This window comes from Allobosea sp. LjRoot9, assembly GCF_964252745.1.
Taxonomy (GTDB): Bacteria; Pseudomonadota; Alphaproteobacteria; order Rhizobiales; family Beijerinckiaceae; genus Allobosea.
The window spans coordinates 1235933-1257149 of the sequence record NZ_CAXUPC020000002.1; the positions used below are offsets into that span (position 1 = coordinate 1235933).

The following is a 21217-nucleotide window of genomic DNA, read 5'->3' on the forward strand; positions in this document are numbered from 1 at the left end:
TCGACCCTTCAATGACTGCTTGCCCGCCTTCCCCCGTTCCGGTCGCCGACCCCATCCCAACCCGCGCGCATGGGGCCGAACCGCGGCGAGATGACGCAAGGAGATGAGGGAACCGGCAGGGGGTGAGCACAATTTATTCGCAGATGGGTAAAACAAAAGGGGTAGTGCTCACTTTTGCACATTGCCAGCCCGGCGCTTGAGAGCGATTCTGGCACTCGATAGCAGATGCTGATTCGCAGTTGACGTGCGCCGTGTTTCGACCAGGGGCGTAGCTGATTCTCGTTTGCCTGCGTCGAGCCGCGGCATAACCATATGCAGAGGGCTCATGTACAACGACTCTTTGTTCAACGCTTTCGCTCGCTCCTATGAGGCACGCCGCGAAACGGATATGCCGATCTCCGACTACTTGGAGGCCTGCAGAGGCGATCCGATGCTATACGCTAATGCAGCCGAACGGCTGCTGGCGGCCATCGGCGAGCCTCAGATGATCGATACGGCCAAGGACCCTCGCCTTGGCCGTATTTTTTTGAACCGAACCATCCGGACCTATCCGGCCTTCGCCGGCTTCTACGGCATGGAAGAGACGATCGAGCGTATCGTCTCCTTCTTCCGTCACGCCGCCCAGGGCCTGGAGGAGCGCAAGCAGATCCTCTATCTGCTCGGCCCTGTCGGTGGTGGTAAGTCGTCTCTCGCCGAACGGCTCAAATCATTGATGGAGGTCCACCCCATCTATGTGCTGAAGGCCGGCGACGAGATCAGCCCCGTCTTCGAGAGTCCCCTGAACCTCTTCGATCCCGGGACGATGGGCCCCATCCTCGAGCAGCGCTACGGCATCCCGCAGCGGCGGCTGACGGGCCTGATGAGCCCCTGGTGCCTCAAGCGGCTCGAGACGTTCGGCGGCGACATTTCCCGCTTCCAGGTCGTCAAGCTGCAACCCTCGCGCCTGCGCCAGATCGCCATCGCCAAGACCGAGCCCGGCGACGAGAACAACCAGGACATCTCCTCGCTCGTCGGCAAGGTCGACATCCGCAAGCTCGAAAACTTCTCCCAGAACGACCCCGACGCCTACAGCTATTCGGGCGGCCTCAACCGCGCCAACCAGGGCGTTCTCGAATTCGTCGAGATGTTCAAGGCGCCGATCAAGATGCTGCATCCGCTGCTGACGGCGACGCAGGAGGGCAACTACAACGGCACCGAGAACATCGGCGCCATCCCCTTCTCCGGCGTCATCCTCGCGCACTCCAACGAGGCGGAGTGGCAGAGCTTCAAGAGCAACAAGAACAACGAAGCCTTCATCGACCGGATCTGCGTCATCAAGGTGCCCTACTGCCTGAGGGCGACCGAAGAGCAGAAGATCTATGACAAGCTGATCGAGGGCTCGGCGCTGAGCAGTGCCCCTTGCGCGCCGGGAACTCTGTCGATGCTGGCGCGATTCTCGGTTCTCTCGCGGCTGCGCAACCACGAGAACTCGACCTTGTTCGCCAAGATGCGCGCCTATGATGGCGACAGCCTCCGGGAGACCGACCCGAAAGCCCGCAGCGTCCAGGAATATCGCGACGCCGCCGGCATGGACGAAGGCATGGACGGCATCTCGACGCGCTTTGCCTTCAAGGTCCTGGCGGCAACCTTCAACCACGACACGATCGAGCTCGGCGCCGATCCGGTGCATCTGATGTATGTGCTGGAACAGGCCATCCGCCGCGAGCAGCTCCCCGATGAAACCGAGAAGCGCTATCTCGAATTCATCAAGGCCGACCTTGCCCCGCGCTATGCGGAGTTCATCGGCCACGAAGTCCAGAAGGCCTATCTCGAATCCTATGCGGATTATGGGCAGAACCTGTTCGACCGCTATGTCGACTACGCCGACGCCTGGATCGAGGATGTCGACTTCAAGGATGCCGACACCGGCCAATTGCTCGACCGCGAACTCCTCAATCAGGAGCTGACCAAGATCGAGAAACCGGCAGGAATCGCCAATCCGAAGGATTTCCGCAACGAGATCGTCAAGTTCTGCCTGCGCTCACGGGCGAGCAATGGCGGCAAGAACCCGTCCTGGACCGGCTATGAGAAGATCCGCGAAGTCATCGAGAAGCGGATGTTCTCGCAGGTCGAGGACCTGCTGCCGGTGATTTCCTTCGGCTCGAAGAAGGACGGCGAGAGCGAGAAGAAGCATGGCGAGTTCGTCTCGCGCATGGTGGAGCGTGGTTATACCGAACGCCAGGTCCGGCGTTTGATCGAATGGTACATGCGCGTGAAGCAGGCTGGCTGAGCCAGGCGCGGGAGCCATCATGAACATTGTCGACCGACGCCTGAACCCACGCGGCAAGGCTCTCGAGAATCGTCAGCGTTTTCTGCGCCGGGCCAAGGGCGTCGTGCAACAAGCGGTGAAGCAGTCCCTGCAGAACCGCAATATCCGGGACGTGCTGGAGGGTGGGGAAGTCAGCATTCCGATGGACGGGATGGAGGAGCCGAGCCTTCGCAGGGGGACAGGGGGCACGCACGACCACGTGCTGCCCGGCAACAAGACCTTCATCGAAGGCGATGTGCTACCGCGCTCGGGCGGCGGGGGCAGCGGCAAGCCCGACAAGGCCGGCGAGGGAGCCGGCGAGGATGCCTTCCGCTTCGTCCTGACCCGCGAGGAGTTTCTCAACGTCTTCCTCGACGATCTGGAGCTGCCCGATCTCGCCAAGCGACGGCTCACCGAGATCGAGCATGAAAGCCCCGTCCGCGCCGGCTACTCGGTCTCGGGCTCGCCGGCCAACATCGCGGTCAACCGCACGACGCGGCTTGCGATGATGCGCCGGATGGCGCTGCGCCGCCCGAACCCCGAGACGATCGCGCGGCTTCAGGCGGAAATCGCCGCATGCGAGGAGGATGGCTTACGTCTGGTGCTCGAAGACAAGGTCAAGGCGCTCGAAGCCAAGGTGCGGCGCATTCCCTATATCGACCCCGTCGATGTGCGCTACCGCCGCTATGAGAACGAGCCGAAGCCGGTCGCGCAGGCCGTGATGTTTTGCCTGATGGATGTGTCCAGCTCGATGACGGAGCACATGAAGGACCTCGCCAAGCGGTTCTACATGCTGCTCTATATCTTCCTGGCGCAGCGCTACCGCCATGTCGAACTCGTCTTCATCCGCCACACGGACCGGGCCGAGGAGGTGGATGAGGACACCTTCTTTCACAGCCCCGCGACGGGCGGGACGCTGGTTTCGAGCGCGCTCGAGGCGATGCGCTCGGTCATCGCGAAGCGCTATTCTCCCGAGGACTGGAACATCTACGCCGCCCAGGCCTCGGACGGGGATAATTCCTATTCGGACGAGGCCACGACAGAGCGCCTGCTCAAGGACGCGATCCTGCCCGCCAGCCAGTATTTCGCCTATCTCGAAGTCGGCGAATCCGACCGCGAATCCATGTCCCACTCCGCCCTGTGGCGGCTCTATGAGAGATTGCGCTCGGAGGGCGCCCCGCTCTCGATCCGCAAAGTCAGCCATCGCAGCGAGATCTTCCCGGTCTTCCGCGAGCTGTTCCAGCGCCGCCAGGGCCATGAGAAGGCCACATCATGACAACAGCCGCGACGGAACCGCTTTTCGAGGGAGCCGATTGGAGCTTCACCACGCTCCAGCGGATCCATGACGCCTGCCAGGAGATCGCGCTCTGCGAACTCGGCCTGGATGTCTATCCGAACCAGATCGAGGTCATCACGGCCGAGCAGATGCTCGACGCCTACTCCTCCACCGGCATGCCGTTGTTCTACAAGCATTGGTCCTTCGGCAAGCATTTCGCCCATCACGAGGCGTTCTACCGCAAGGGCCTGAGGGATCTGGCCTACGAGATCGTCATCAACAGCTCGCCCTGCGTGTCCTACCTCATGGAGGAGAACACGGCGACGATGCAGACGCTGGTCATCGCGCATGCCGCCTTCGGCCATAACCACTTCTTCAAGAACAACTATCTGTTCAAGACCTGGACCGATGCGGAAGGCATCCTCGACTATCTCGACTTCGCCAAGGGCTATATCGCGCGCTGCGAGGAGCGCCACGGCCAGGCGGCCGTCGAGCGGACGCTCGACGCGGCGCACGCGCTGATGTCCCACGGCGTCCACCGCTATCCCGGCAAGAGCAAGCTCGACCTGCGCCAGGAGGAAAGGCGCGAGCGCGATCGCCGCGCGCATGAGGAGCAGATCTTCAACGACCTCTGGCGCACCGTGCCGGCCGGCCCCAGCAAGAGCGCGCTGGATCTCGGTGCCGAGCGGCGGCGCACCGTCCTCGGGCTACCGCAGGACAATCTGCTGTATTTCCTGGAGAAGTCCGCCCCCCGCCTGCAGGCCTGGCAGCGCGAGATCCTGCGGATCGTGCGCCATGTCGCGCAGTATTTTCATCCGCAGCGGCAGACCAAGGTGATGAACGAGGGCACCGCGACCTATGTCCATTACCGCATCATGACGCGGCTGCACGAGAAGCAGGCGATCAGCGACGGGAACTTCCTCGAATTTCTCACCTCGCATTCCAACGTCGTGTTTCAGCCAGCCTTCGACCATCCGCGGTTTCCCGGCTTCAATCCCTATGCGCTCGGCTTCGCGATGATGCAGGATCTGGAACGGATCGTCACCGCGCCCGAGGCGGAGGACCGCGAGTGGTTTCCCGATATCGCCGGCACCGGGGACGCGATGGCCGTCCTGCGCGACATCTGGGCCAATTACCGCGATGAGAGCTTCATCAGCCAGTTCCTCAGCCCGCGCCTGATGCGGCAAATGCGCATGTTCCACATCTGCGACGACCCGGCACGGAGCGAAGGCGTGACGGTCGAGGCGATCCATGACGAGAGCGGCTATCGCCGGATCCGTCGCCAGCTCGCCCGCGAATACGACATCAGCTGGACCGACCCCAATATCGAGGTCGTCGATGTCGACCTCGCCGGCGACCGGCGCCTGCTTCTGCGCCATACCGTCGTGAACGGATGCCTGCTTCAGGACAAGGCCGCAACGCATGTGCTCCAGCACATCGCCGACCTCTGGAGCTATGACGTCCGACTCCAGGAGGTCGATCCCACAGGCACGGTCCTGAAGGAGCATGTGGCCAGCCCGCGCGGCATGACCCGCGCGGCCTGAGCGGCGCGACCCGGGACAAGCCGATGCCCTAGAATGCAGCGATTGGAGCGTTGAGCCCGCCAAGCGCGAGCGCAGGCGACTGCACATCCGCCGCCTCGCCTGTAGAGCCGCCCTCATGCGCGGCGATGAGGAGATTGGCGAAGAGCCGGCCGGGCGAGGATAAGGGCCGGCTTTTCTCATAGGCCAGGAAGAACTGCGTCTTGTAGAAGACCGGCCCGGCGCCTGCGACCTCGCGCAGGCGATAGCTTTGCGACAGCTCCGAAGCGTAATGCGCCGGCAGAAAGCCGACGAAGCCGCCGGCGGCGAGAAAGGTCGCAACCGCTTCCAGGCCCGACGCCACGGCCTGCCTGGTCAATTTCAACCGCGTGGCCAGGGCGCGGGGCCGGGCGTCGCCGTCGCGCGTGACGAGAACGTAGCCAAGACGCTCCAACTCGCCGATATGCGGCGCCGGATCGTCGGGCCCGCCGCTGACATAGAGCCGGAACTCCTCGTCGAAGATGTGCTGGAGGGTGAATTTCCCGTGCTCGCCCGGCATGCCCGTGACGCAGAGATGCAGATGGCGCGTCGCGAGATCTTCGAGCAGCTGGGCCGGCGGACGGATCGACATGTGCAACCGGACGCCAGGCGCCTGCAGCCGGAAGGCAGCGACAGCCGAGACGATGCGCGCATGGGGATTGCTGAGGCAGTTGTCGGCGAGGCCGATCATCAGATCGCCCGTCATGACGCTGCGGGCGAGGTTCAGCTCGTCGCGGACATGGTCGAGCGTGTCGCAGGCGGTGATCGAGGCGCGCAAGGTCGTGCGGCCGAGCTCGGTCAGTTCGAACCCTGCCGGCCCGCGCATGCAGAGCTGGCCGCCGAGACGTTCTTCCAGAGCTTTGATATGACGGCTGATAGTTGAACGCTCCATATGGAGCTTGGTTTCCGCAGCAGTCAGGCCGCCTGATTCAGCAACGACGCGGAATATCCGCATCAACCGAAGATCAGCTTCGGTTATGCTGGCAATCTCTTTGTGCATCCTGATGTTCATGTTGCACAAACCACAACCATGGTTTCTCAGATTGCAATTGCGGCAACCAGCCCTCAACCCATAACCTTCTGAAGGTGATGTTTAATCGATCAAATGTAAGCTCAAATAATACGCTTGTGCACAGCTTTTGATCGAGCGATCCGAAAGGCTCCAGCGCATATGACCCTGCCTCTGACCGTGCCGCCCAAGCCCGGACACCAGACCTTCCTCTGGTCGCCCCTGGTCACGGACCTCGACACGCTGGACGCCCATATCGCCATCATCGGCATGCCCTATGGCAACGCCTATGAGCCGCATGCGGTCTCGAATGATCAGACCAGAGCGCCCGATGCCGTCAGGAGCGTGACCGACCGCGTCTGCCGCAGCCTAGAGCGCTATGATTTCGATGTCGGCGGCCCGATCTATGCCGACCGCGCCCTCAAGGTCGTCGATATCGGCAACGTGCCCTTCGACATCCATGACCACAGGAGCCATTTCGGGCGCGCCGAGGCGGCCGTGCGCAAGGTCCTGAAGGCCGGCGCCATGCCGATCACGATCGGCGGCGATCACGGTATCCCGATCCCGATCTTCCGCGCGCTCGACGGCGAGGGGCCGGTGACGCTGATCCAGGTCGATGCCCATATCGACTGGCGCGAACATGTGAACGAGGTGCATGACGGCCTGTCGAGCCCGATCCGGCGCGCCTCCGAGATGGCCCATATCGACCAGATCTTCCAGATCGGCATTCGCGCCCAGGGCAGCGCCCGCAGCGAGGAGGTCGCGGCGGCGCGCGCCTATGGTGCCAACATCATCCCGGCCTTCGAGGTGCATGACGCCGGCATCGACGCGATCATCGACCGCATCCCCGATGGCGGCCGCTACTACATCACCATCGACGCCGACGGGCTCGACCCCTCCGTCATGCCGGCCGTGGAAGGTCCGGCGCCGGGCGGCCTGCTGTTCCATCAGGTCCGCAAGCTGATCCATGGCCTGGTCCGCAAGGGCCGCGTGCTCGGCATGGATATCGTCGAGATCACTCCCTCCGCCGACGTGAACAACATCACCAGCATCGTCGCCGGCCGGCTGATCGTGAACCTGATCGGGGCTGCCGTGCGGGCCGATTATTTCGACGCGCCTCCGCTCTGACCGGGCAGCGACCGCAAACCTGCCTAAGCCCAGCCGACGCCTTTCCCGCCATCACGCCAGAGCGCTCTGGCCATCAGAGGAGCAGCATCATGTCGCATCCGAGCCGCAGGCAATTCGGCATCATGGCGGGGGGCACGGCGCTTGCCGGGCTGCTGCCGCCCTCCCTCGCCTTCGCCGAGACGACGCTGGAGAAGATCAAGCGCCTCGGCACCGTCACCGTCGGCACCGAGGCTGCCTTCCCGCCCTTCGAATTCGTCAAGGACGGCAAGATCGTCGGCTATGGCAGCGATCTCCTCGTCGAGATCGTCAAGGAGCTCGGGGTCAAGGTCAACCAGCTCGACCTGCCCTGGCAAGGCATCCTGCCCGGCGTTCTCGCCGGCAAGTTCGATTTCGTCGCCACCACCGTCGGCATCAATGAGGAGCGGGCCAAGCGCTACGCCTATACGATGCCGATCGCCAATGGCGTGCCCTATGCGATGATGCGCAAGGGCGACAAGATGAAGGTCATCGAGGATCTGAACGGCAAGGTCGTCGCAACCCAGCTCGCCTCCTCGACCGAGCCGACCTCGCGCGCCATGGACGCCAAGCTCAAGGCCGCCGGCGGCGCGGGCTTCAAGGAATTGAAGCTCTTCACGGCCTTCACCGAAAGCTATGTCGCGCTTGCCAGCGGCGAAGTCGACGCCGTGATCCAGTCCCTTCCCAGCCTCGCCGTGCTGGTCAAGGAGAAGCCCGACACCTTCGCGCTGCTCGCCCCCGTCACCGCCGGCAGCCCCTATACCTATCTCGCCTGGGTGACGCGGCCCGACGACAAGGAACTGCGCGACTTCATCAACGGCGTCATCCGCAAGATGCGCGACGATGGCCGCCTCGCCGCGCTGCAGGAGAAATGGTTCGGCTTCAAGATGGAGATCCCCGATAGCGGCTATCTTCCGCCGGGCGCCGTCTGAGGCGCTGTCCAGCAGGGTCGGGAGCGCAGCCTTGTCGTTTCAATTCGCCTATCTGCTCTCGGTCCTGCCCACGCTGTTTGCCGCCGCCCTGGTCAATGCCCGCCTCGCCGCGATCATCGTGGTGATCGCCGTCCTCGGCGGCACGGCGTTGACCATCCTGCGCTCCTTCAAGATCGCTTGGGTCAACGCGGTCATCGCGTTTCTGATCAGCTTCATTCGCGGCACGCCGCTGCTGATCCAGATCTTCCTGTTCTACTATGTCCTGCCCGCAATCGGCCTCGACCTGTCGCCCGAGGCTGCGGGTATCGCCGCGATCGCGCTGAACAGTTCGATGTTCATCACCGAAATGATGCGCGGCGGACTTCAGACCATCGACCCCGGGCAGATCGAGGCGGCGACCGCTTTGTCCCTGCCGCGGCGGGCGATCTGGCAAAGCGTGGTGCTGCCGCAATTGTTCCGGCGCATCCTGCCGGTGCTGATCAACGAGATCACGATCGTGGTGAAGGGCACCGCCCTGCTTTCGGTCATAACCGTCGTCGACGTGCTGCGCACCGCCCAGCAGATCGCCAGCGCCAGCTACCGCCCCTTCGAGACGCTCGCCGGGGCTGCCCTGATCTTCCTCTTGATGAACCTCGTCGTAATCGCCGCCGGCTCGCTGACCGAAGCCCGGCTCGCCGTCAGGAGGGGCTGAGCCATGGCGTTCGACCCCTCGATCCTCGTCCAGTACTGGCCGCTTTTCGCACAGGGCGCCTGGCTGACGATCCAGATCACTGCCATGGCCTTCGTGCTCGGCTATGCCGTCGGCATCGTCGTGGCGCTGATCGCGCAGATTCCCAACCGGCTGGTGCGCATCCTAGTGGCCGCTTATGTCGGGGTTCTGCGCGGCATCCCCTTCATCATCATCCTCTTCCTGGTCTATTACGGCCTGCCCTTTGCCGGCATCAGGCTGCCGGCCTTCGTCACCGGCACGGTCGCGCTCGGCCTCTTCGCCAGCGCCTATTATGCCGAGATCATCCGCGCCGCGATCCTCGCCTTGCCGCGCGGCCAGTTCGAATCCGCACGCGTCGTCGGCATGTCGCCGCTCCAGGCGATGCGGCACGTCATCGCCCCGCAGATCCTGCGCAGCCTGGTGCCGCCCTCCACCAACATGACGCTGACGATGATCAAGGAATCCTCCGTGCTGAGCTCGATCACGGTGGCCGAGCTGACCTATCAAGGCCTGATCGTGCAGGGGAACACCTTCGCGCCTTTCGAGGTCTTCGCGGCGGTGACGCTGATCTACTGGGCCATCACCATGGTGGTGGCCTGGCTTGCCGGGCTGATCGAGGCCCGCGTCGGCCAGGCCCAGCAGGAGACGATCATCCGCAACCCGCTCGCCGCGGAGTTCCTCTCCTTCGACAGGAGGCCGGTGCGATGAGCGCCCCTCCCATCCTCGGCGTCTCCGGGCTCACCAAGCGCTTTCGCGGCACGACCGCCCTGGACCAGGTCTATCTCGACATCGCCAAAGGCGAGGTCGTTGCGCTGATCGGCCCGAGCGGCTGCGGCAAGAGCACCTTGCTGCGCTGCCTGACCTGGCTCGAGCAGCCCGATGACGGCTTCATCACCATCGAGGGCAAGCCGTTCGGGCGCGAGACCAACGGCACCGTCGTCAGACGCCATGGCGGCCGGCAGATCGACGCCATGCGCCCGCGCATCGGCATGGTGTTCCAGCAGCTCAACCTCTGGCCGCATCTGAGCGCGATCGAGAACGTCATCCGGCCGCAAATGGTCGTGCTCCGCCGGCCGCGCGAGGAGGCGACGCAACGTGCCCGCGCCCTGCTCGCCAGCCTCAGCCTCGCCGACAAGGCGCAGCACTATCCCGATGCGCTGTCCGGCGGCCAGCGCCAGCGCGTCGCCATTGCGCGCGCCCTGGCCATGGACCCTGCCCTGATGCTGTTCGACGAGCCGACCTCGGCGCTCGATCCGGAACTCGTCGGCGAGGTGCTCGCCCTGCTGCGCGAGCTCGCCGGCACCGGCATGACCATGCTGGTGGTGACGCATGAGATCGGTTTTGCAGCCCATGTCGCCGACCGCATCGCCTTCATGGACAAGGGCCGCATCATCGAGGACGGCCCGGCGGCGCAAGTCATAAACCGGCCGGCCGACCCGCGCGTCGCCGCCTTCCTCGACCTGATCGGCTCCGGGCGAGCCCCGCTGGAAACATACGCATCATGAGCCGCATCGACAGGCCCTATGTCGGGATCCCCTCCTTCCTGCGCGCGCCGGTCGCCGGTGACCTTGAGCGGCTCGATGCCGCCATCGCCATCATCGGCGTGCCCTTCGACGAAGGCTCTCCCTTCCTGCCGGGCAGCCGGCTAGGCCCGCGCGCCCTACGCGAGCATTCGCTGCGCTTCACCGGCGGGCTCTACGATCCGGCGACGCGGCGCGACTTTCTCACGGAAGAGCTCGCGAAGGGGTTGATCGCCGATCTCGGCGATGTCGACATCGCGCCCACCAATGTCGAGCAAAGCTTCGCCAACATCACCGCCACCATCCGCAAGGCGCTGGACGCCGGCGCACTTCCCGTCGTGCTCGGCGGCGATCACTCGATCACCTATCCGATCTTCCGCGCTTTCGAGCGGCCCGCGCATGTCCTGCATTTCGATGCACATATGGACTATGCCGACGAGGCCAACGGCCTGCGTTACACCAATGGCCACGCCTTCCGCCATGTCGCGGCGCTCGATACCGCACTCAGCCTGACCCAGGTCGGGATCCGCAGCCTGCGCAGCGCCCGCAAGCAGCATGAGGATATCGAGGCGGGCGGCAACCGCGTCGTGCCGATGCACGAATTCCGCGCGCTCGGCCCCGCCGGCATCGCAGCGCTGCTGCCGGAGGGAGCGCCGGTCTATGTCAGCATCGATGTCGACGCGCTCGACATGTCGCTGGTGCCGGGCTGCGTCTCAGCCGAGCCAGACGGCATGAGCTATCCCGATCTGCGCGACACGCTGAAGGCCGTCGCCGAGCGCAATGAGGTCGTCGGCTTCGACTTCGTCGAGGTGAACCCGCCGCTCGATGTCGGGACCGGTGTCACCGCCTATCTCGGCGCGCTCGTCGTGATCGGCTTCCTCGGCGAGATCTGCGCCCAGCCGCGCTGGCGCGCCCGCCTCAAAGCCCGCTGAACACCAGGAGGATCATCACCATGTCGAGCACGACCGTCACCATTCCCGCCCGCCGGGGCAAGGCCGCCCATGTCAGGCAAGGCCAGATCGTCAAGGTCATCAACACTCATGGCGACCAAGTCGTCGACACCTGGGCCTTCAACGCCCAGGACCTGAAGGAATTCATGTCGATGGAGCACAGCCGACCACATATGCTGAAGACGATCCCGGTCGTCGGCGACATCATGCGCAGCAACAAGCGCCGCCCGATCCTGACGCTCGTCGAGGATACCTCCGGCGGAATCCATGACACCCTCATGGCCGCCTGCGATTGCCATCGCTACAAATTCCTCGGCGTCGAGGCGTATCACGACAATTGCGAGGATAATCTCCACGCCGCGATGCGCGAGATCGGCCTCGAAGCACCGGAGACGCCAAGCCCGCTCAATCTCTTCATGAACATTCCGGTCAAGCCCGACCGCTCGCTCTCCTTCGAGGCGCCGGTCTCGACGCCCGGCAGCTATGTCGCGCTGCGCGCCGAGATGGATCTCGTCATCGCCTTCAGCGCCTGCCCGCAGGACATCCTGCCGATCAACGGCGTCGGCCATATGCCGACCGAAGCGCATTTCACGGTGGAATGACGCGCGACATGTCCCTGCTGCTGACGACCATTCCCGCCGGCCATGGCAAGGCGCTCCGGCTCAAGGCCGGCCAGACCGTGCGATTGATCAACACCCATGGCACCCAGGTCGTCGATTGCTGGGCCTGGAACGCCCATGATCTCGACGAGCATATGTCGATGGAGGCAAGCCGGGTCTGGAGCCAGCGGCTCAACCCGATCATCGGCGACAGCTTCGTCAGCAATTACCGCAACCCGATCCTGACGCTGGTCGAGGACACCTCGCCGGGTGTCCACGACACCTTCATGGCGGCCTGCGACTGCCATCGCTATCGCCGCCTCGGCGTCGCGGGCTATCACCGCAACTGCCTGGACAACATGTTCGAAGGCCTCGCGGAAATCGGCCTCACAGTGCCGAGGCCGATCCTGGCCTCGTTCAACATCTTCATGAACATCGCCGTGCAGGCCGATGGGCGCAGCCTCAAGACCGCGCCGACACCGGGCCGGGCGGGCGATTACATGAGCCTGCGCGCCGATATGGACTGCGTGGTCGCCTTCTCCGCCTGTCCGCAGGATATCGTGCCGATCCAGGGCGGAGCGGCCAATATCCCGCGCGATGCGCATTACGGCGTGATCGAGGACAACTTCCCGGCCATCCCGCCCTCGCAGCCCTGGGTTCCTTGAAGGGGCTGGGCTGAGGGCGTGGTTTCGCCGCTCAGAACTCCTCCCAGCCGGCGTCGCCGGCGCGGCTGTTGGCGACCTTCCTGGCCGGGGCATGCGGCGCTGGCGCAATGGCCTGGGCTTGGGCCTGGGCCCGGGGTGCCGGCGCCGCCGCCCTGGTCTGGCCGAAGGCGGCTTCGGCGAGCTTGCGCAGGCGCTCGGGCTCGGAAGCCGTGCCGGACGCTGTCGCCCTCACTGGAGCCGGGGCGTAATTGGCCGATGAGCCGGTTGCAGCCTCGGGGCCAGTCCTGAAGGCCGCGACGAGGTTGTTGAGCTCACCGATGCGCGAGGACAGCGAGGAGGCGGAGGCGGCGCTCTGTTCGGAGAGCGCCGCATTGGCCTGCGTCATCTCGTCGAGATGGGCGACGGCCTGGCTCATCTCGTCGATGCCATTGGCCTGCTCGCCCGAGGCCGCCGAGATCTCGGCGATGGTGGCCGCGACCTTTTGCGAAGCGGCCAGGATCTGGGTCAGGGCGTCGCCGGCCTGGCGGACCAGCTTGACGCCGGCACCGACCTCCATGTTGGAGGACGAGATCAAGCCGGAGATGTCCTTGGCGGCGGCGCTCGAGCGTTGCGCCAGGGTGCGGACCTCGGAGGCGACGACAGCAAAGCCCTTGCCGGCATCACCGGCGCGTGCCGCCTCCACCGCCGCGTTCAGCGCCAGGAGATTGGTCTGGAAGGCGATGTCGTCGATCACCCGGATGATGTCGGAGATCTTCTGCGAGGCGCTCTCGATGCGCGCCATCGCAGCCACGGCCTCCGTCGCGATCGTACCGCCCGACTGCGCCGCCTGCATCGCCTCTGTCGAGATCGCGGCCGCCTGCTTCGAAGCCTGGGCCGAGGCCTTCACCGAGGCTGCGAGCTCCTCGGTCGTGGCTGCGGTCTCTTCCAGCGACGAGGCCTGCTCTTCCGTGCGCTTCGACAGATCATCGGCGCCCATGGTGATCTCGCGCGCCGCCAAGCCGACATCCGCAGAGGTCGTCTGGATCGTGCGCACCGTCGAGGACAGACGATCGACGGTGGTGTTGAAGTCGTCGCGAAGCTGCTCATAGGCCGCCGGAACGGCGATCTCGATGCGATGCGTCAGGTTGCCATAGGACAATTCGGCGAGGCCGCGAGCCAGCTCCGTGACGACATTTTCCAGCTCCTTCGCCTGCTCGAGCTGCTGCTGTGCTCCCGTCAGCCGCTCGGCTTCGGTCGCGTGGCGGGTGTCTTCGATCAGGCGCGCTTGCGCGACGGCAGCGGTTTCGAGCTCCGCCTTCTCGATCGCGGCGCTGCGCAGGACACCGACCGCATCGGCCATTGCCGCGATCTCGTCGCGGCTGCGGATGACGGGGATGGTGGCTTCGATATCGCCCGAGGCAAGCCGGTGCATCGCCGCCTTCAGGCTGCCGAGCGGCTTCATCATGCGGCGCAGGACCAGCAGCAGCACGGCGCCGCCCACCAGCGCGATCAGCAATCCGGCGATCACGTTACCCCAGATCATCTCGTCGATCACGACCAGGAAATCGGCCTGCCTGATGCCGACGAACAGGATGCCGATGACCTGGTTGTTCGATTTCTGGATGATCGGCTCATAGATCGTGAAATAGGGCAGGCCCAGAATGTCGGCCGCGCCGGAATAGGTCTTTCGATCCTTGAACACGGCGTCATAGGCAGGCCCCGCGGCGAGCTTGGTGCCGACGGCGCGCGAGCCGTCGGGCTTCTGCACGTTGGTGGCAACGCGCACATCGCCCATGAAGACCGTCGCCACGCTGCCGGCGAGTGCCTTGACCTTGTCGACGGCAGCGAAATTGCCGTTCACCGGCTCGGCACCGAAATAGAGCTTGTCGCCCTCCAGCTTCGGCTCGCCCTTGGCGACGAGGATATCGCGCAGCAGGTTGATGTTGACGGAGAGGCTGGACTGCGCCCGCTCGCGCATCGCCTTGTCGGCGGCATGGATCGAAACCAGGACGGATGCGGCGACAGCCGCGCCCACGATGAGGACCCCGACGATAGCCAGGCGAGTCGCGATCGGCAGTCGAAATAGAAAGAGCTTCTTCATGAGGCGGCTCATTGTTGAATGGGCGAGGTGACACACCCAAGGCCGCTTCAGCTTTATCAATAATAATGAAAAGCTGCTTAATTTTAGAATTATCACCACGCCCCGCGCATAGGCGCCGAATTTTCTCCGAAGAGATACGCGCACAAAAGCCTGCGTAAACGAATACATCGAAGATCGTTCTTATTTTTTTCATATTATTTCTTCATTTCTATATTTTTACTAGCAATTACTGTAGGGCACACCTCGAGCATAGCTCTCACCCTTCAAGATGCCGCAGCGCCGCCTCTCAGGATGAAGGCTCGGCCCGATCTCCAACCAAACCATCGATCGACCTGGATTGATCGGCCTTCCGTGACGAGATTGTCATCGGACGGTCATCGGCCGATGCGTAGTTCGCCCGCCATGAGCGACGCTCCCACACATCACTCGACCGCGCAGGAGGTGTCGCCCTCGACGCTCCCTCGCCTGGGGGACGCTGCACCGCCTTCTCCACCGCTGCTGGCGCTGGAAGCCTTCACGGTCTCGTTCCGCAACGGCCCTAGCGCGACCCGGGTCGTGCATGGCGTCGATCTCACGCTTGCACCCGGGGAAGCGCTCGGCATCGTCGGCGAATCCGGCTGCGGCAAGAGCGTCACCTGGCTTGCGGTCTTGCGGCTTCTCGGCAAGGGCGTCGCCACCTCCGGCAAGGTGCTGCTCTCGGGCCAGGACATCACGCATCTCGGCGAGCGCGAGATCGCGCGCATTCGCGGCGGCCGGATCGGCCTGATCTTCCAGGACCCGACGAGTTCGCTCAATCCGGTGCATCGCATCGGCACGCAGATCGGCGAAGCGCTGCGATTGCATCGCGGCCTCTTCGGCGCGGCGGGGCAGGCGGAAGCGCTGCGCCTGCTCGACCGTGTCGGCATCGCCGATGCGCCGCGGCGGCTGCGGCAATACCCGCACGAATTGTCGGGCGGCATGAACCAGCGCGTGATGATCGCAATCGCGCTGGCAGGCGAGCCCGACGTGCTGGTCGCCGACGAGCCGACGACCGCGCTCGACGCCACCATCCAGGCCCAGATCCTCGATCTCATCCGCGACATCCGCCGCGACACCGGCATGGGCCTCGTGCTGATCTCGCACGATCTCGGCGTCGTGGCCGATCTCTGCGACCGTGTCGCGGTGATGTATGCCGGCCGCGTCGTGGAGACCGCAGCGACCTCGGCGCTGCTTCACGAGCCGCACCATCCTTATACGCGGGGGCTGCTCGCGGCGCTGCCGGAGCTGGAGGGGCCGCGCCTGCGCTTGACGCCGGTGCCCGGCACGGTGCCCTCGCCCGATGCGATGCCGGCGGGCTGCGCCTTCGCGCCGCGCTGCACATCAGTTGCCGCCATCTGCCAGGTCGCGCCGCCGCCGCTCGCGCCGGCGGGCGGCGTCCGCCAATCCGCCTGCCTGCGGCTCGATGCCTTGCCGCCCTGGCAAGGAAGCCCGGAGCAGCGGGCCTCGGATCGGCGGGAGCCGTGCCTGCAAGAGCTTGTCGGAATGTCCTCATGAGCGCGCTTCTGACGGTGAAAGATCTGGCGCGGCACTACCCCGTCGCTGGCGCGCGCGGCGAGCGGCGCCTGCTGCACGCTGTCGATGGGGTGAGCTTCTCGCTCGACGCCCGCCGCACGCTCGGCATCGTCGGCGAGTCGGGCTGCGGCAAGTCGACCACGGCCAAGCTGGTGCTGGGCCTTCTCGCGGCCTCGTCCGGCCGGATCGATTTTGCCGGCGAGCCGGTCACGGCGGTGCGCGACGCCAGATGGCGCGCCATGCGCCGTTCCATGCAGATGGTCCCCCAGGACCCGCTGGCGGCGCTCGACCGGCGCCTGACGGTCGGCGAGCAGGTCGTCGAGCCGCTGCAGATCCACAATCTTGAAGCCGGCCCCAGGGCGCGGCAGGAGCGGGCGCTTTCGCTGTTCGAGGCCGTGGGGCTGCGTCCCGACCTGTTCGACCGCTATCCGCATGAATTGTCGGGCGGCCAGCGCCAGCGCGTCGTGCTGGCGCGCGCGCTGGTGCTCGACCCCAGGCTCGTGGTCTGCGACGAGCCGATCTCGGCGCTCGACGTCTCCGTCGCGGCGCAGGTCATCAACCTGCTGCAGGACCTGCAGGGGCGCTTCGGCATGGCCTATCTCTTCATCAGCCACGACCTCAAGGTGGTGCGCCAGATCGCCGACGAAGTCGCCGTGATGTATCTCGGCCGCATCGTCGAGCAGGGTCCGCCCGATGCGCTGTTCCACGCACCTGCCCATCCCTATACCGAGGCGCTGGTCTCCGCGGTGCCGACACCCTGGCGGCGCCTGCGCGAGCGCATCGTGCTCTCGGGCGATCCGCCCAACCCGGTCGACCGGCCCAGCGGCTGCGCCTTTCATCCGCGCTGCCCGCGCGCCATGGCGCAGTGCGCGACGGAGGCTCCGGCCCTGCGGCGCGTGGCGGATGGGCGGCTCGCCGCCTGCCATCTCGTGCCAGCCATCGACAGCCCGGTTGCCGTAGCCGCCTGAGTGCGTCAGGAACCGCTTCCATATCCTTCGGAGACAGACGATGGCGCAGACTGAACAGACGATCACCGAGCGGGTGATCGTGGCGGTATTCGACGGTCTCCGGCCCGACATGGTGACGCCCGAGCTGACACCGAACATCCTGCGCCTGGCGGCGCGCGGCACCTGGTTCCGGCAGGCGCGCAGCGTCTTCCCCTCGCTGACGCGCGTCTGCACGAGCGCGATCGCCACCGGCGCGCCGCCGACCACGCATGGCATCGTCGGCAATGCCTTCTACCATTCCGCCGCCATGCCCGAACATGTCTTCGACACCGGCCGCATCGACCATCTTCGCCGTGTCGAAGCCCATCATGGCGGGCGCCTCATCGACGTGGATACCTTTGGCGACGTTCTCGCCCGCGCCGGACGACGGCTCTGCGTGGTGCATACGGGTTCGCCCGGCTCGGCGCATTTCATCAACCCGCGCGCCCGCGACAACGGCCACTGGACCTTCTCGATGCATGGCGTCGACGGCACCCAGACGCCCCAGGCCGTGACCGAGGCGCTGGAGACGGTCGGGCCGCTGCCGGAGCGCGAGATGCCGCGCCTGGGCGAATTGCGCTACGCGGCGCGGCTGATGGTGGAGCATGTCTTGCCGGTGCTCGCTCCGGATGTCGCGCTGGTCTGGTTCAACGAGCCCGACACGACCTTCCACTACAAGGGCCTCGGCTCGCCTGAAGCCAAGGCCGGCCTGCAGGAAGCCGACAAGGCCTTCGGCGCCATACTGGACTGGGTCGACGCCCAGCCGGGTGCGGAGCGCATCGCCGTCATCGTCGCCTCCGACCACGGCCAGATCTCGACCCGCGCCATTCACCCGCTCTTCGACGACGCCCGCCAGGCGGGCTTTGCGGTTGCCCAGCGCGACGAGCTCGACGGTGCGGCCTTCATCGCCACCGGCGGCATCAGCGGCGAGATCCGCCGCCTCAATGGCGACCGCGACGGCCTCGAGCGCATCGCCCACTGGCTGATGCAGCAGCCGGCCGTCGGGCATGTCTTCTCGCCCGCCCGCAACGAGGCCGATGGCGTCGTGGACGGCACCTTGTCCCTCGCGCTGCTGGGCAATGGGCATGAGCGCCAGCCGGACCTGATGTTCATCCTGAAATCGGATCTCGCGGCTGACCAATACGGCCTGCCGGGCCTGGGTGCGATGACGCCGGGCGACGTGCCGCTCGGTGGCGGCATGCATGGCGGCATCAATCCGCACGAACTCAACACCGTGCTCATCGTCGGGGCCGAGACGGCGGAGGGGCGCGGCTCCCTGTCCTCAGTGCCCGCCGGCATCATCGATATCGGCCCGACCGTGCTCGGCCTGCTCGGAGTGGCGCCAGCGCAAACCATGCAGGGCCGCAACCTCGCCCGCCCCGCCCGCGAGGAGGCGCGCGTCACGCGTCATTCGGCCGGTCGCGGCCGCTTCAACCAGCATGTCGACATCGTCGAGCAGGATGGCCGCCGCTTCATCCTGGGCGGCGGACAGTAGGCGCGCTTTCAGCTGCGGCCGAAGGACAGGTTGTCGGGCCGCAGATCCATGAAATAGAAGGTGTTCGGCCGCCAGGCGATCGACTTCTTGATCGCGTAGGCCTCGCTCGGCTGGTAGAGGATCGTGGCCGGGGCTTCGTCCTCCCAGATGTCGAGCATCTCGGTGAAGAGGGCCTTGCGCTTCGCCGGATCGACCTCCGCCTCGAGCGCATTGCCCGCCTTGTTGAAAGCCCCCGCCGAGGTCCAGAACTTCGAGACCTGGATCTCGCCGGCAGGCCCCCAGGCCACCCAGATCGAGCCCAGCGGATCGGGCAGGCGGGTCGAGTTCGACCAGTTGAAGATCTGCGAACCGGGTCCGCGCAACTGGGCCGAGTTCTCGACGACCTGCAGTGAGGCGTTGAGGCCAACCGCCTTCCATTGCTCGACCAGGACCTGCGCGGCTTCGAGCGCGTTGGTGTAGTAGTTGGCCATCGTCCGGTAGACGACCGGCTCACCCTTGTAGCCCGCCTCCTTCAGCAGCGCCTTCGCCCTGGCCGGGTCATGGGGCAGCTTGCGGCCCTCGACGAACATCTCGCCGTATTCGGGGAAGTTGTGGCTGGCCGGCACCAGGGCCGTGCCCTGCCACAGCGTGTCGACGAGCTTCTGGCGGTCGATGGAGCAGACCAGCGCCTGGCGGATGCGCTTGTCGGAAAGCAGCTTGTCCTGATCGTTGAAGGCGAGCACATGCACGTTCGCCAGCACGACCGAGCGCACGTCGATGTCCTTGTAGCCGCCGACGATGCTCATCTGGTCGGGCGGAATATTGGTGATGAGGTCGTAGTCACCCGCCACGAGGCCGGCGACGCGGGCGGCCAGTTCCGGCACGCGCTTGAAGATGACGCGTTTGGCTGACGGCCTGGCCATGAAGTAATCGTCGAAGGCCTCGAGCACGGTCGCGTCGGCGGCGCTGTGCGACACGACCCGGTAGGGCCCGGTCGCGACGGGCTTCCGCGAATAGGCCTCGAAGCCCATCGCCTCATAGGCGCGCTTGTTGACGATCCAGGCGCACCAGGAGGCGAGCCGCTGCTCCAGCAGGACGTCGGGTGTCCTGGTGCGGAAACGCACGCTGTAGCGATCGATCGGCTCGACGCCGGCCAGCACGCCGAAATAGGCCTTGCCGCCCGGGATCTGGGCCTTGTCGCCCCAGAGCCGCCCGTCGCGGAAGGTATAGGCGACGTCCTCGGAGGTGAGCTCGTCGCCATTATGGAACTTCACGCCCTGGCGCAGCGTGACGATCAATTCCTGCGGCGAGACACGCTCCCATTTCGTGGCGAGATGCGGCTTGAGCTCCGAGCCGCCGCCATCGGCCGTGCCGAGGAAATCGCGCCGGATCAACGTGTCGAAGATCGAATAGGTGACGCGCGTGCCGACATTGGAGAGTTCGCGGGCCGGCTCCAGCGTCGGCGGCAGATCGGCGACCGCCACGGTGAAGTTCGGGCGGGTCTCGCCGGCGGCGAAGCCTGGCTGGGCGTTCAGCGCGATGGGGGTGGCGATCGCGCCTTCCAGGAAGCGGCGGCGGGATATCGTGACCCGGGACATCGTGACCATTATGCATCCTTGGAACAGCCGGTGCGGCCAAGCCGACGAGGTCAGCGCGGCGACGGCACCAGTGGAACGGTGAATGCGTGCCTTGCCTCAGCCAGGCGACAATCCGGTGACATCGGCCTGCCGGGCGATGGCCGCGACCAGCAGGCGCGGATCGTCGAGCAGGACCGCGTCCGGCGACAAAGCAAGCAGCCGGTCGAGCCCGTCACGATCGGCGCGCCCGACCGGGAAAGGCGGATAGTCCGGCAAGGCCACCGAACGCGGCTGGCCGACCATAACCGCAAGCTTCAGGCCCTCGGCGCGAACCGCAGCCGCGCGTTCGGCCGTAGCGGTGCCTTGCCATAGCCGGAACCAGTCTGCGCCGGCGGCGCGAGCCATGGCAGCCGAGTCCGGATCGGCAGCGAAAGCGAGCAACGCGACCTCGCGCGCCTGAGCGCGCGCCATGGCGATGAGATCGAGATCGCGCAGACCGAGCAGCGTGCGCCCGGCCGCGCCGGCTTCGTTCAGCTCCGCCAGGATGCGCGACACGACGGCGCGCTCGGTGAGCTTCACGTCGAGCAGCAGCCCGAGGGAGCCCGAGGCCGCGATGGCGTCCTGCAACGTCATCACCGACGGCAGCAGGCGGCGAATGGTGGCGAGGTCGAGCTCCGCCACCGCACGGGGGTCGCCGCAGAGGCGTTTCAGATCGGCATCGTGCAGGCAGACGAGGACGCCATCGACTGTCAGCCGCAGATCCGTCTCGACCATGTCGGCTCCGGCAATTGCCGCGGCCCGAAAAGCCTCTGCCGTATTCTCGGGCGCGAGCAGCGCCCCGCCACGATGAGCGATGACGAGCGGACGTCCCGAAGCCGGCGACTGTGCGGACACCATCAT

At 65.7% G+C, this 21217-nt stretch carries 18 protein-coding genes; 14 read left to right on the forward strand and 4 right to left on the reverse strand.

What is annotated here, in order from left to right; all coding sequences use genetic code 11:
• The first annotated feature begins 325 nt into the window (after window positions 1-325).
• Genes ACSQ3P_RS14395 through ACSQ3P_RS14405 form a run of 3 tightly spaced genes read left to right on the forward strand, consistent with a single transcriptional unit; the run spans window position 326 to window position 5107 of the window.
• Complete coding sequence (locus ACSQ3P_RS14395; protein WP_436166187.1) at window positions 326-2269, forward strand: PrkA family serine protein kinase; 1944 nt, start codon at window positions 326-328, stop codon at window positions 2267-2269.
• A 19-nt stretch (window positions 2270-2288) separates the two neighbouring features.
• A complete protein-coding gene (locus ACSQ3P_RS14400; protein WP_436166188.1) occupies window positions 2289-3563 on the forward strand; it encodes a YeaH/YhbH family protein in 1275 nt (424 codons plus the stop codon).
• Window positions 3560-5107 (forward strand): SpoVR family protein, encoded by a 1548-nt coding sequence (locus ACSQ3P_RS14405; protein ID WP_436166189.1) that lies wholly within the window; start codon window positions 3560-3562, stop codon window positions 5105-5107. The genes ACSQ3P_RS14400 and ACSQ3P_RS14405 overlap by 4 nt, the downstream gene beginning before the upstream one ends.
• A gap of 28 nt (window positions 5108-5135) precedes the next feature.
• Here ACSQ3P_RS14405 and ACSQ3P_RS14410 read toward each other — a convergent pair whose 3' ends face one another.
• A complete protein-coding gene (locus ACSQ3P_RS14410) occupies window positions 5136-6134 on the reverse strand; it encodes a LysR family transcriptional regulator (RefSeq protein ID WP_436166190.1) in 999 nt (332 codons plus the stop codon).
• A 159-nt stretch (window positions 6135-6293) separates the two neighbouring features.
• Between ACSQ3P_RS14410 and ACSQ3P_RS14415 the strand changes: the two genes are divergently transcribed.
• The 8 genes from ACSQ3P_RS14415 (at window position 6294) to ACSQ3P_RS14450 (ending at window position 12649) form a co-directional block, all read left to right on the forward strand.
• The gene (locus tag ACSQ3P_RS14415; RefSeq protein WP_436166191.1) at window positions 6294-7259 is read left to right on the forward strand and encodes an agmatinase; all 966 of its coding nucleotides are present in this window, start codon (window positions 6294-6296) and stop codon (window positions 7257-7259) included.
• An 89-nt stretch (window positions 7260-7348) separates the two neighbouring features.
• A complete protein-coding gene (locus tag ACSQ3P_RS14420; protein WP_436166192.1) occupies window positions 7349-8206 on the forward strand; it encodes a transporter substrate-binding domain-containing protein in 858 nt (285 codons plus the stop codon).
• Window positions 8207-8237: 31 nt separating this feature from the next.
• Window positions 8238-8897, forward strand: coding sequence for an amino acid ABC transporter permease (locus ACSQ3P_RS14425; protein ID WP_436166193.1), 660 nt, complete (start codon window positions 8238-8240; stop codon window positions 8895-8897).
• A 3-nt stretch (window positions 8898-8900) separates the two neighbouring features.
• Window positions 8901-9623 carry an amino acid ABC transporter permease gene (locus ACSQ3P_RS14430; protein WP_436166194.1) on the forward strand — a complete coding sequence of 241 codons (723 nt, stop codon included), beginning with the start codon at window positions 8901-8903 and terminating at the stop codon, window positions 9621-9623.
• Window positions 9620-10420, forward strand: coding sequence for an amino acid ABC transporter ATP-binding protein (locus tag ACSQ3P_RS14435; RefSeq protein ID WP_436166195.1), 801 nt, complete (start codon window positions 9620-9622; stop codon window positions 10418-10420). The genes ACSQ3P_RS14430 and ACSQ3P_RS14435 overlap by 4 nt, the downstream gene beginning before the upstream one ends.
• The gene (locus ACSQ3P_RS14440) at window positions 10417-11367 is read left to right on the forward strand and encodes an arginase family protein (protein WP_436166196.1); all 951 of its coding nucleotides are present in this window, start codon (window positions 10417-10419) and stop codon (window positions 11365-11367) included. Before ACSQ3P_RS14435 ends, ACSQ3P_RS14440 begins: the two co-directional genes overlap by 4 nt.
• Before the next feature lie 20 nt (window positions 11368-11387).
• Window positions 11388-11987, forward strand: coding sequence for a DUF1989 domain-containing protein (locus ACSQ3P_RS14445; protein ID WP_436166197.1), 600 nt, complete (start codon window positions 11388-11390; stop codon window positions 11985-11987).
• A gap of 8 nt (window positions 11988-11995) precedes the next feature.
• Window positions 11996-12649, forward strand: coding sequence for a DUF1989 domain-containing protein (locus ACSQ3P_RS14450; RefSeq protein ID WP_436166198.1), 654 nt, complete (start codon window positions 11996-11998; stop codon window positions 12647-12649).
• A gap of 31 nt (window positions 12650-12680) precedes the next feature.
• Here ACSQ3P_RS14450 and ACSQ3P_RS14455 read toward each other — a convergent pair whose 3' ends face one another.
• Window positions 12681-14729, reverse strand: a complete 2049-nt coding sequence (locus ACSQ3P_RS14455) for a methyl-accepting chemotaxis protein (RefSeq protein ID WP_436166199.1) — start codon at window positions 14727-14729, stop codon at window positions 12681-12683.
• A 402-nt stretch (window positions 14730-15131) separates the two neighbouring features.
• Between ACSQ3P_RS14455 and ACSQ3P_RS14460 the strand changes: the two genes are divergently transcribed.
• From ACSQ3P_RS14460 to ACSQ3P_RS14470, 3 genes are read left to right on the forward strand one after another with little or no spacing between them, the layout of a single operon-like run.
• A complete protein-coding gene (locus ACSQ3P_RS14460) occupies window positions 15132-16262 on the forward strand; it encodes an ABC transporter ATP-binding protein (RefSeq protein ID WP_436166200.1) in 1131 nt (376 codons plus the stop codon).
• A complete protein-coding gene (locus tag ACSQ3P_RS14465; protein WP_436166201.1) occupies window positions 16259-17248 on the forward strand; it encodes an ABC transporter ATP-binding protein in 990 nt (329 codons plus the stop codon). Before ACSQ3P_RS14460 ends, ACSQ3P_RS14465 begins: the two co-directional genes overlap by 4 nt.
• A gap of 40 nt (window positions 17249-17288) precedes the next feature.
• The gene (locus ACSQ3P_RS14470; RefSeq protein ID WP_436166202.1) at window positions 17289-18761 is read left to right on the forward strand and encodes an alkaline phosphatase family protein; all 1473 of its coding nucleotides are present in this window, start codon (window positions 17289-17291) and stop codon (window positions 18759-18761) included.
• An 8-nt stretch (window positions 18762-18769) separates the two neighbouring features.
• On the opposite strand, the gene ACSQ3P_RS14475 is transcribed toward ACSQ3P_RS14470, so the two are convergent.
• Both ACSQ3P_RS14475 and ACSQ3P_RS14480 read right to left on the reverse strand, forming a co-directional pair.
• A complete protein-coding gene (locus tag ACSQ3P_RS14475; RefSeq protein WP_436166203.1) occupies window positions 18770-20347 on the reverse strand; it encodes an ABC transporter substrate-binding protein in 1578 nt (525 codons plus the stop codon).
• A gap of 87 nt (window positions 20348-20434) precedes the next feature.
• Entirely contained in the window at window positions 20435-21217 is a 783-nt protein-coding gene (locus ACSQ3P_RS14480; RefSeq protein WP_436166204.1) for a glycerophosphodiester phosphodiesterase, read from the reverse strand.

What these genes read in the sequence shown, in the direction of transcription:
- ACSQ3P_RS14480 (WP_436166204.1), bottom strand. Translation starts at nt 21,217, where the DNA reads ATGATGGTGTCCGCACAGTCGCCGGCTTCGGGACGTCCGCTCGTCATC.
- ACSQ3P_RS14410 (WP_436166190.1), bottom strand. Translation starts at nt 6,134, where the DNA reads ATGAACATCAGGATGCACAAAGAGATTGCCAGCATAACCGAAGCTGAT.
- ACSQ3P_RS14400 (WP_436166188.1), top strand. Translation starts at nt 2,289, where the DNA reads ATGAACATTGTCGACCGACGCCTGAACCCACGCGGCAAGGCTCTCGAG.
- ACSQ3P_RS14435 (WP_436166195.1), top strand. Translation starts at nt 9,620, where the DNA reads ATGAGCGCCCCTCCCATCCTCGGCGTCTCCGGGCTCACCAAGCGCTTT.
- ACSQ3P_RS14395 (WP_436166187.1), top strand. Translation starts at nt 326, where the DNA reads ATGTACAACGACTCTTTGTTCAACGCTTTCGCTCGCTCCTATGAGGCA.
- ACSQ3P_RS14475 (WP_436166203.1), bottom strand. Translation starts at nt 20,347, where the DNA reads ATGGTCACGATGTCCCGGGTCACGATATCCCGCCGCCGCTTCCTGGAA.
- ACSQ3P_RS14465 (WP_436166201.1), top strand. Translation starts at nt 16,259, where the DNA reads ATGAGCGCGCTTCTGACGGTGAAAGATCTGGCGCGGCACTACCCCGTC.
- ACSQ3P_RS14420 (WP_436166192.1), top strand. Translation starts at nt 7,349, where the DNA reads ATGTCGCATCCGAGCCGCAGGCAATTCGGCATCATGGCGGGGGGCACG.
- ACSQ3P_RS14460 (WP_436166200.1), top strand. Translation starts at nt 15,132, where the DNA reads ATGAGCGACGCTCCCACACATCACTCGACCGCGCAGGAGGTGTCGCCC.
- ACSQ3P_RS14445 (WP_436166197.1), top strand. Translation starts at nt 11,388, where the DNA reads ATGTCGAGCACGACCGTCACCATTCCCGCCCGCCGGGGCAAGGCCGCC.
- ACSQ3P_RS14450 (WP_436166198.1), top strand. Translation starts at nt 11,996, where the DNA reads ATGTCCCTGCTGCTGACGACCATTCCCGCCGGCCATGGCAAGGCGCTC.
- ACSQ3P_RS14455 (WP_436166199.1), bottom strand. Translation starts at nt 14,729, where the DNA reads ATGAAGAAGCTCTTTCTATTTCGACTGCCGATCGCGACTCGCCTGGCT.
- ACSQ3P_RS14415 (WP_436166191.1), top strand. Translation starts at nt 6,294, where the DNA reads ATGACCCTGCCTCTGACCGTGCCGCCCAAGCCCGGACACCAGACCTTC.
- ACSQ3P_RS14405 (WP_436166189.1), top strand. Translation starts at nt 3,560, where the DNA reads ATGACAACAGCCGCGACGGAACCGCTTTTCGAGGGAGCCGATTGGAGC.
- ACSQ3P_RS14430 (WP_436166194.1), top strand. Translation starts at nt 8,901, where the DNA reads ATGGCGTTCGACCCCTCGATCCTCGTCCAGTACTGGCCGCTTTTCGCA.
- ACSQ3P_RS14440 (WP_436166196.1), top strand. Translation starts at nt 10,417, where the DNA reads ATGAGCCGCATCGACAGGCCCTATGTCGGGATCCCCTCCTTCCTGCGC.
- ACSQ3P_RS14470 (WP_436166202.1), top strand. Translation starts at nt 17,289, where the DNA reads ATGGCGCAGACTGAACAGACGATCACCGAGCGGGTGATCGTGGCGGTA.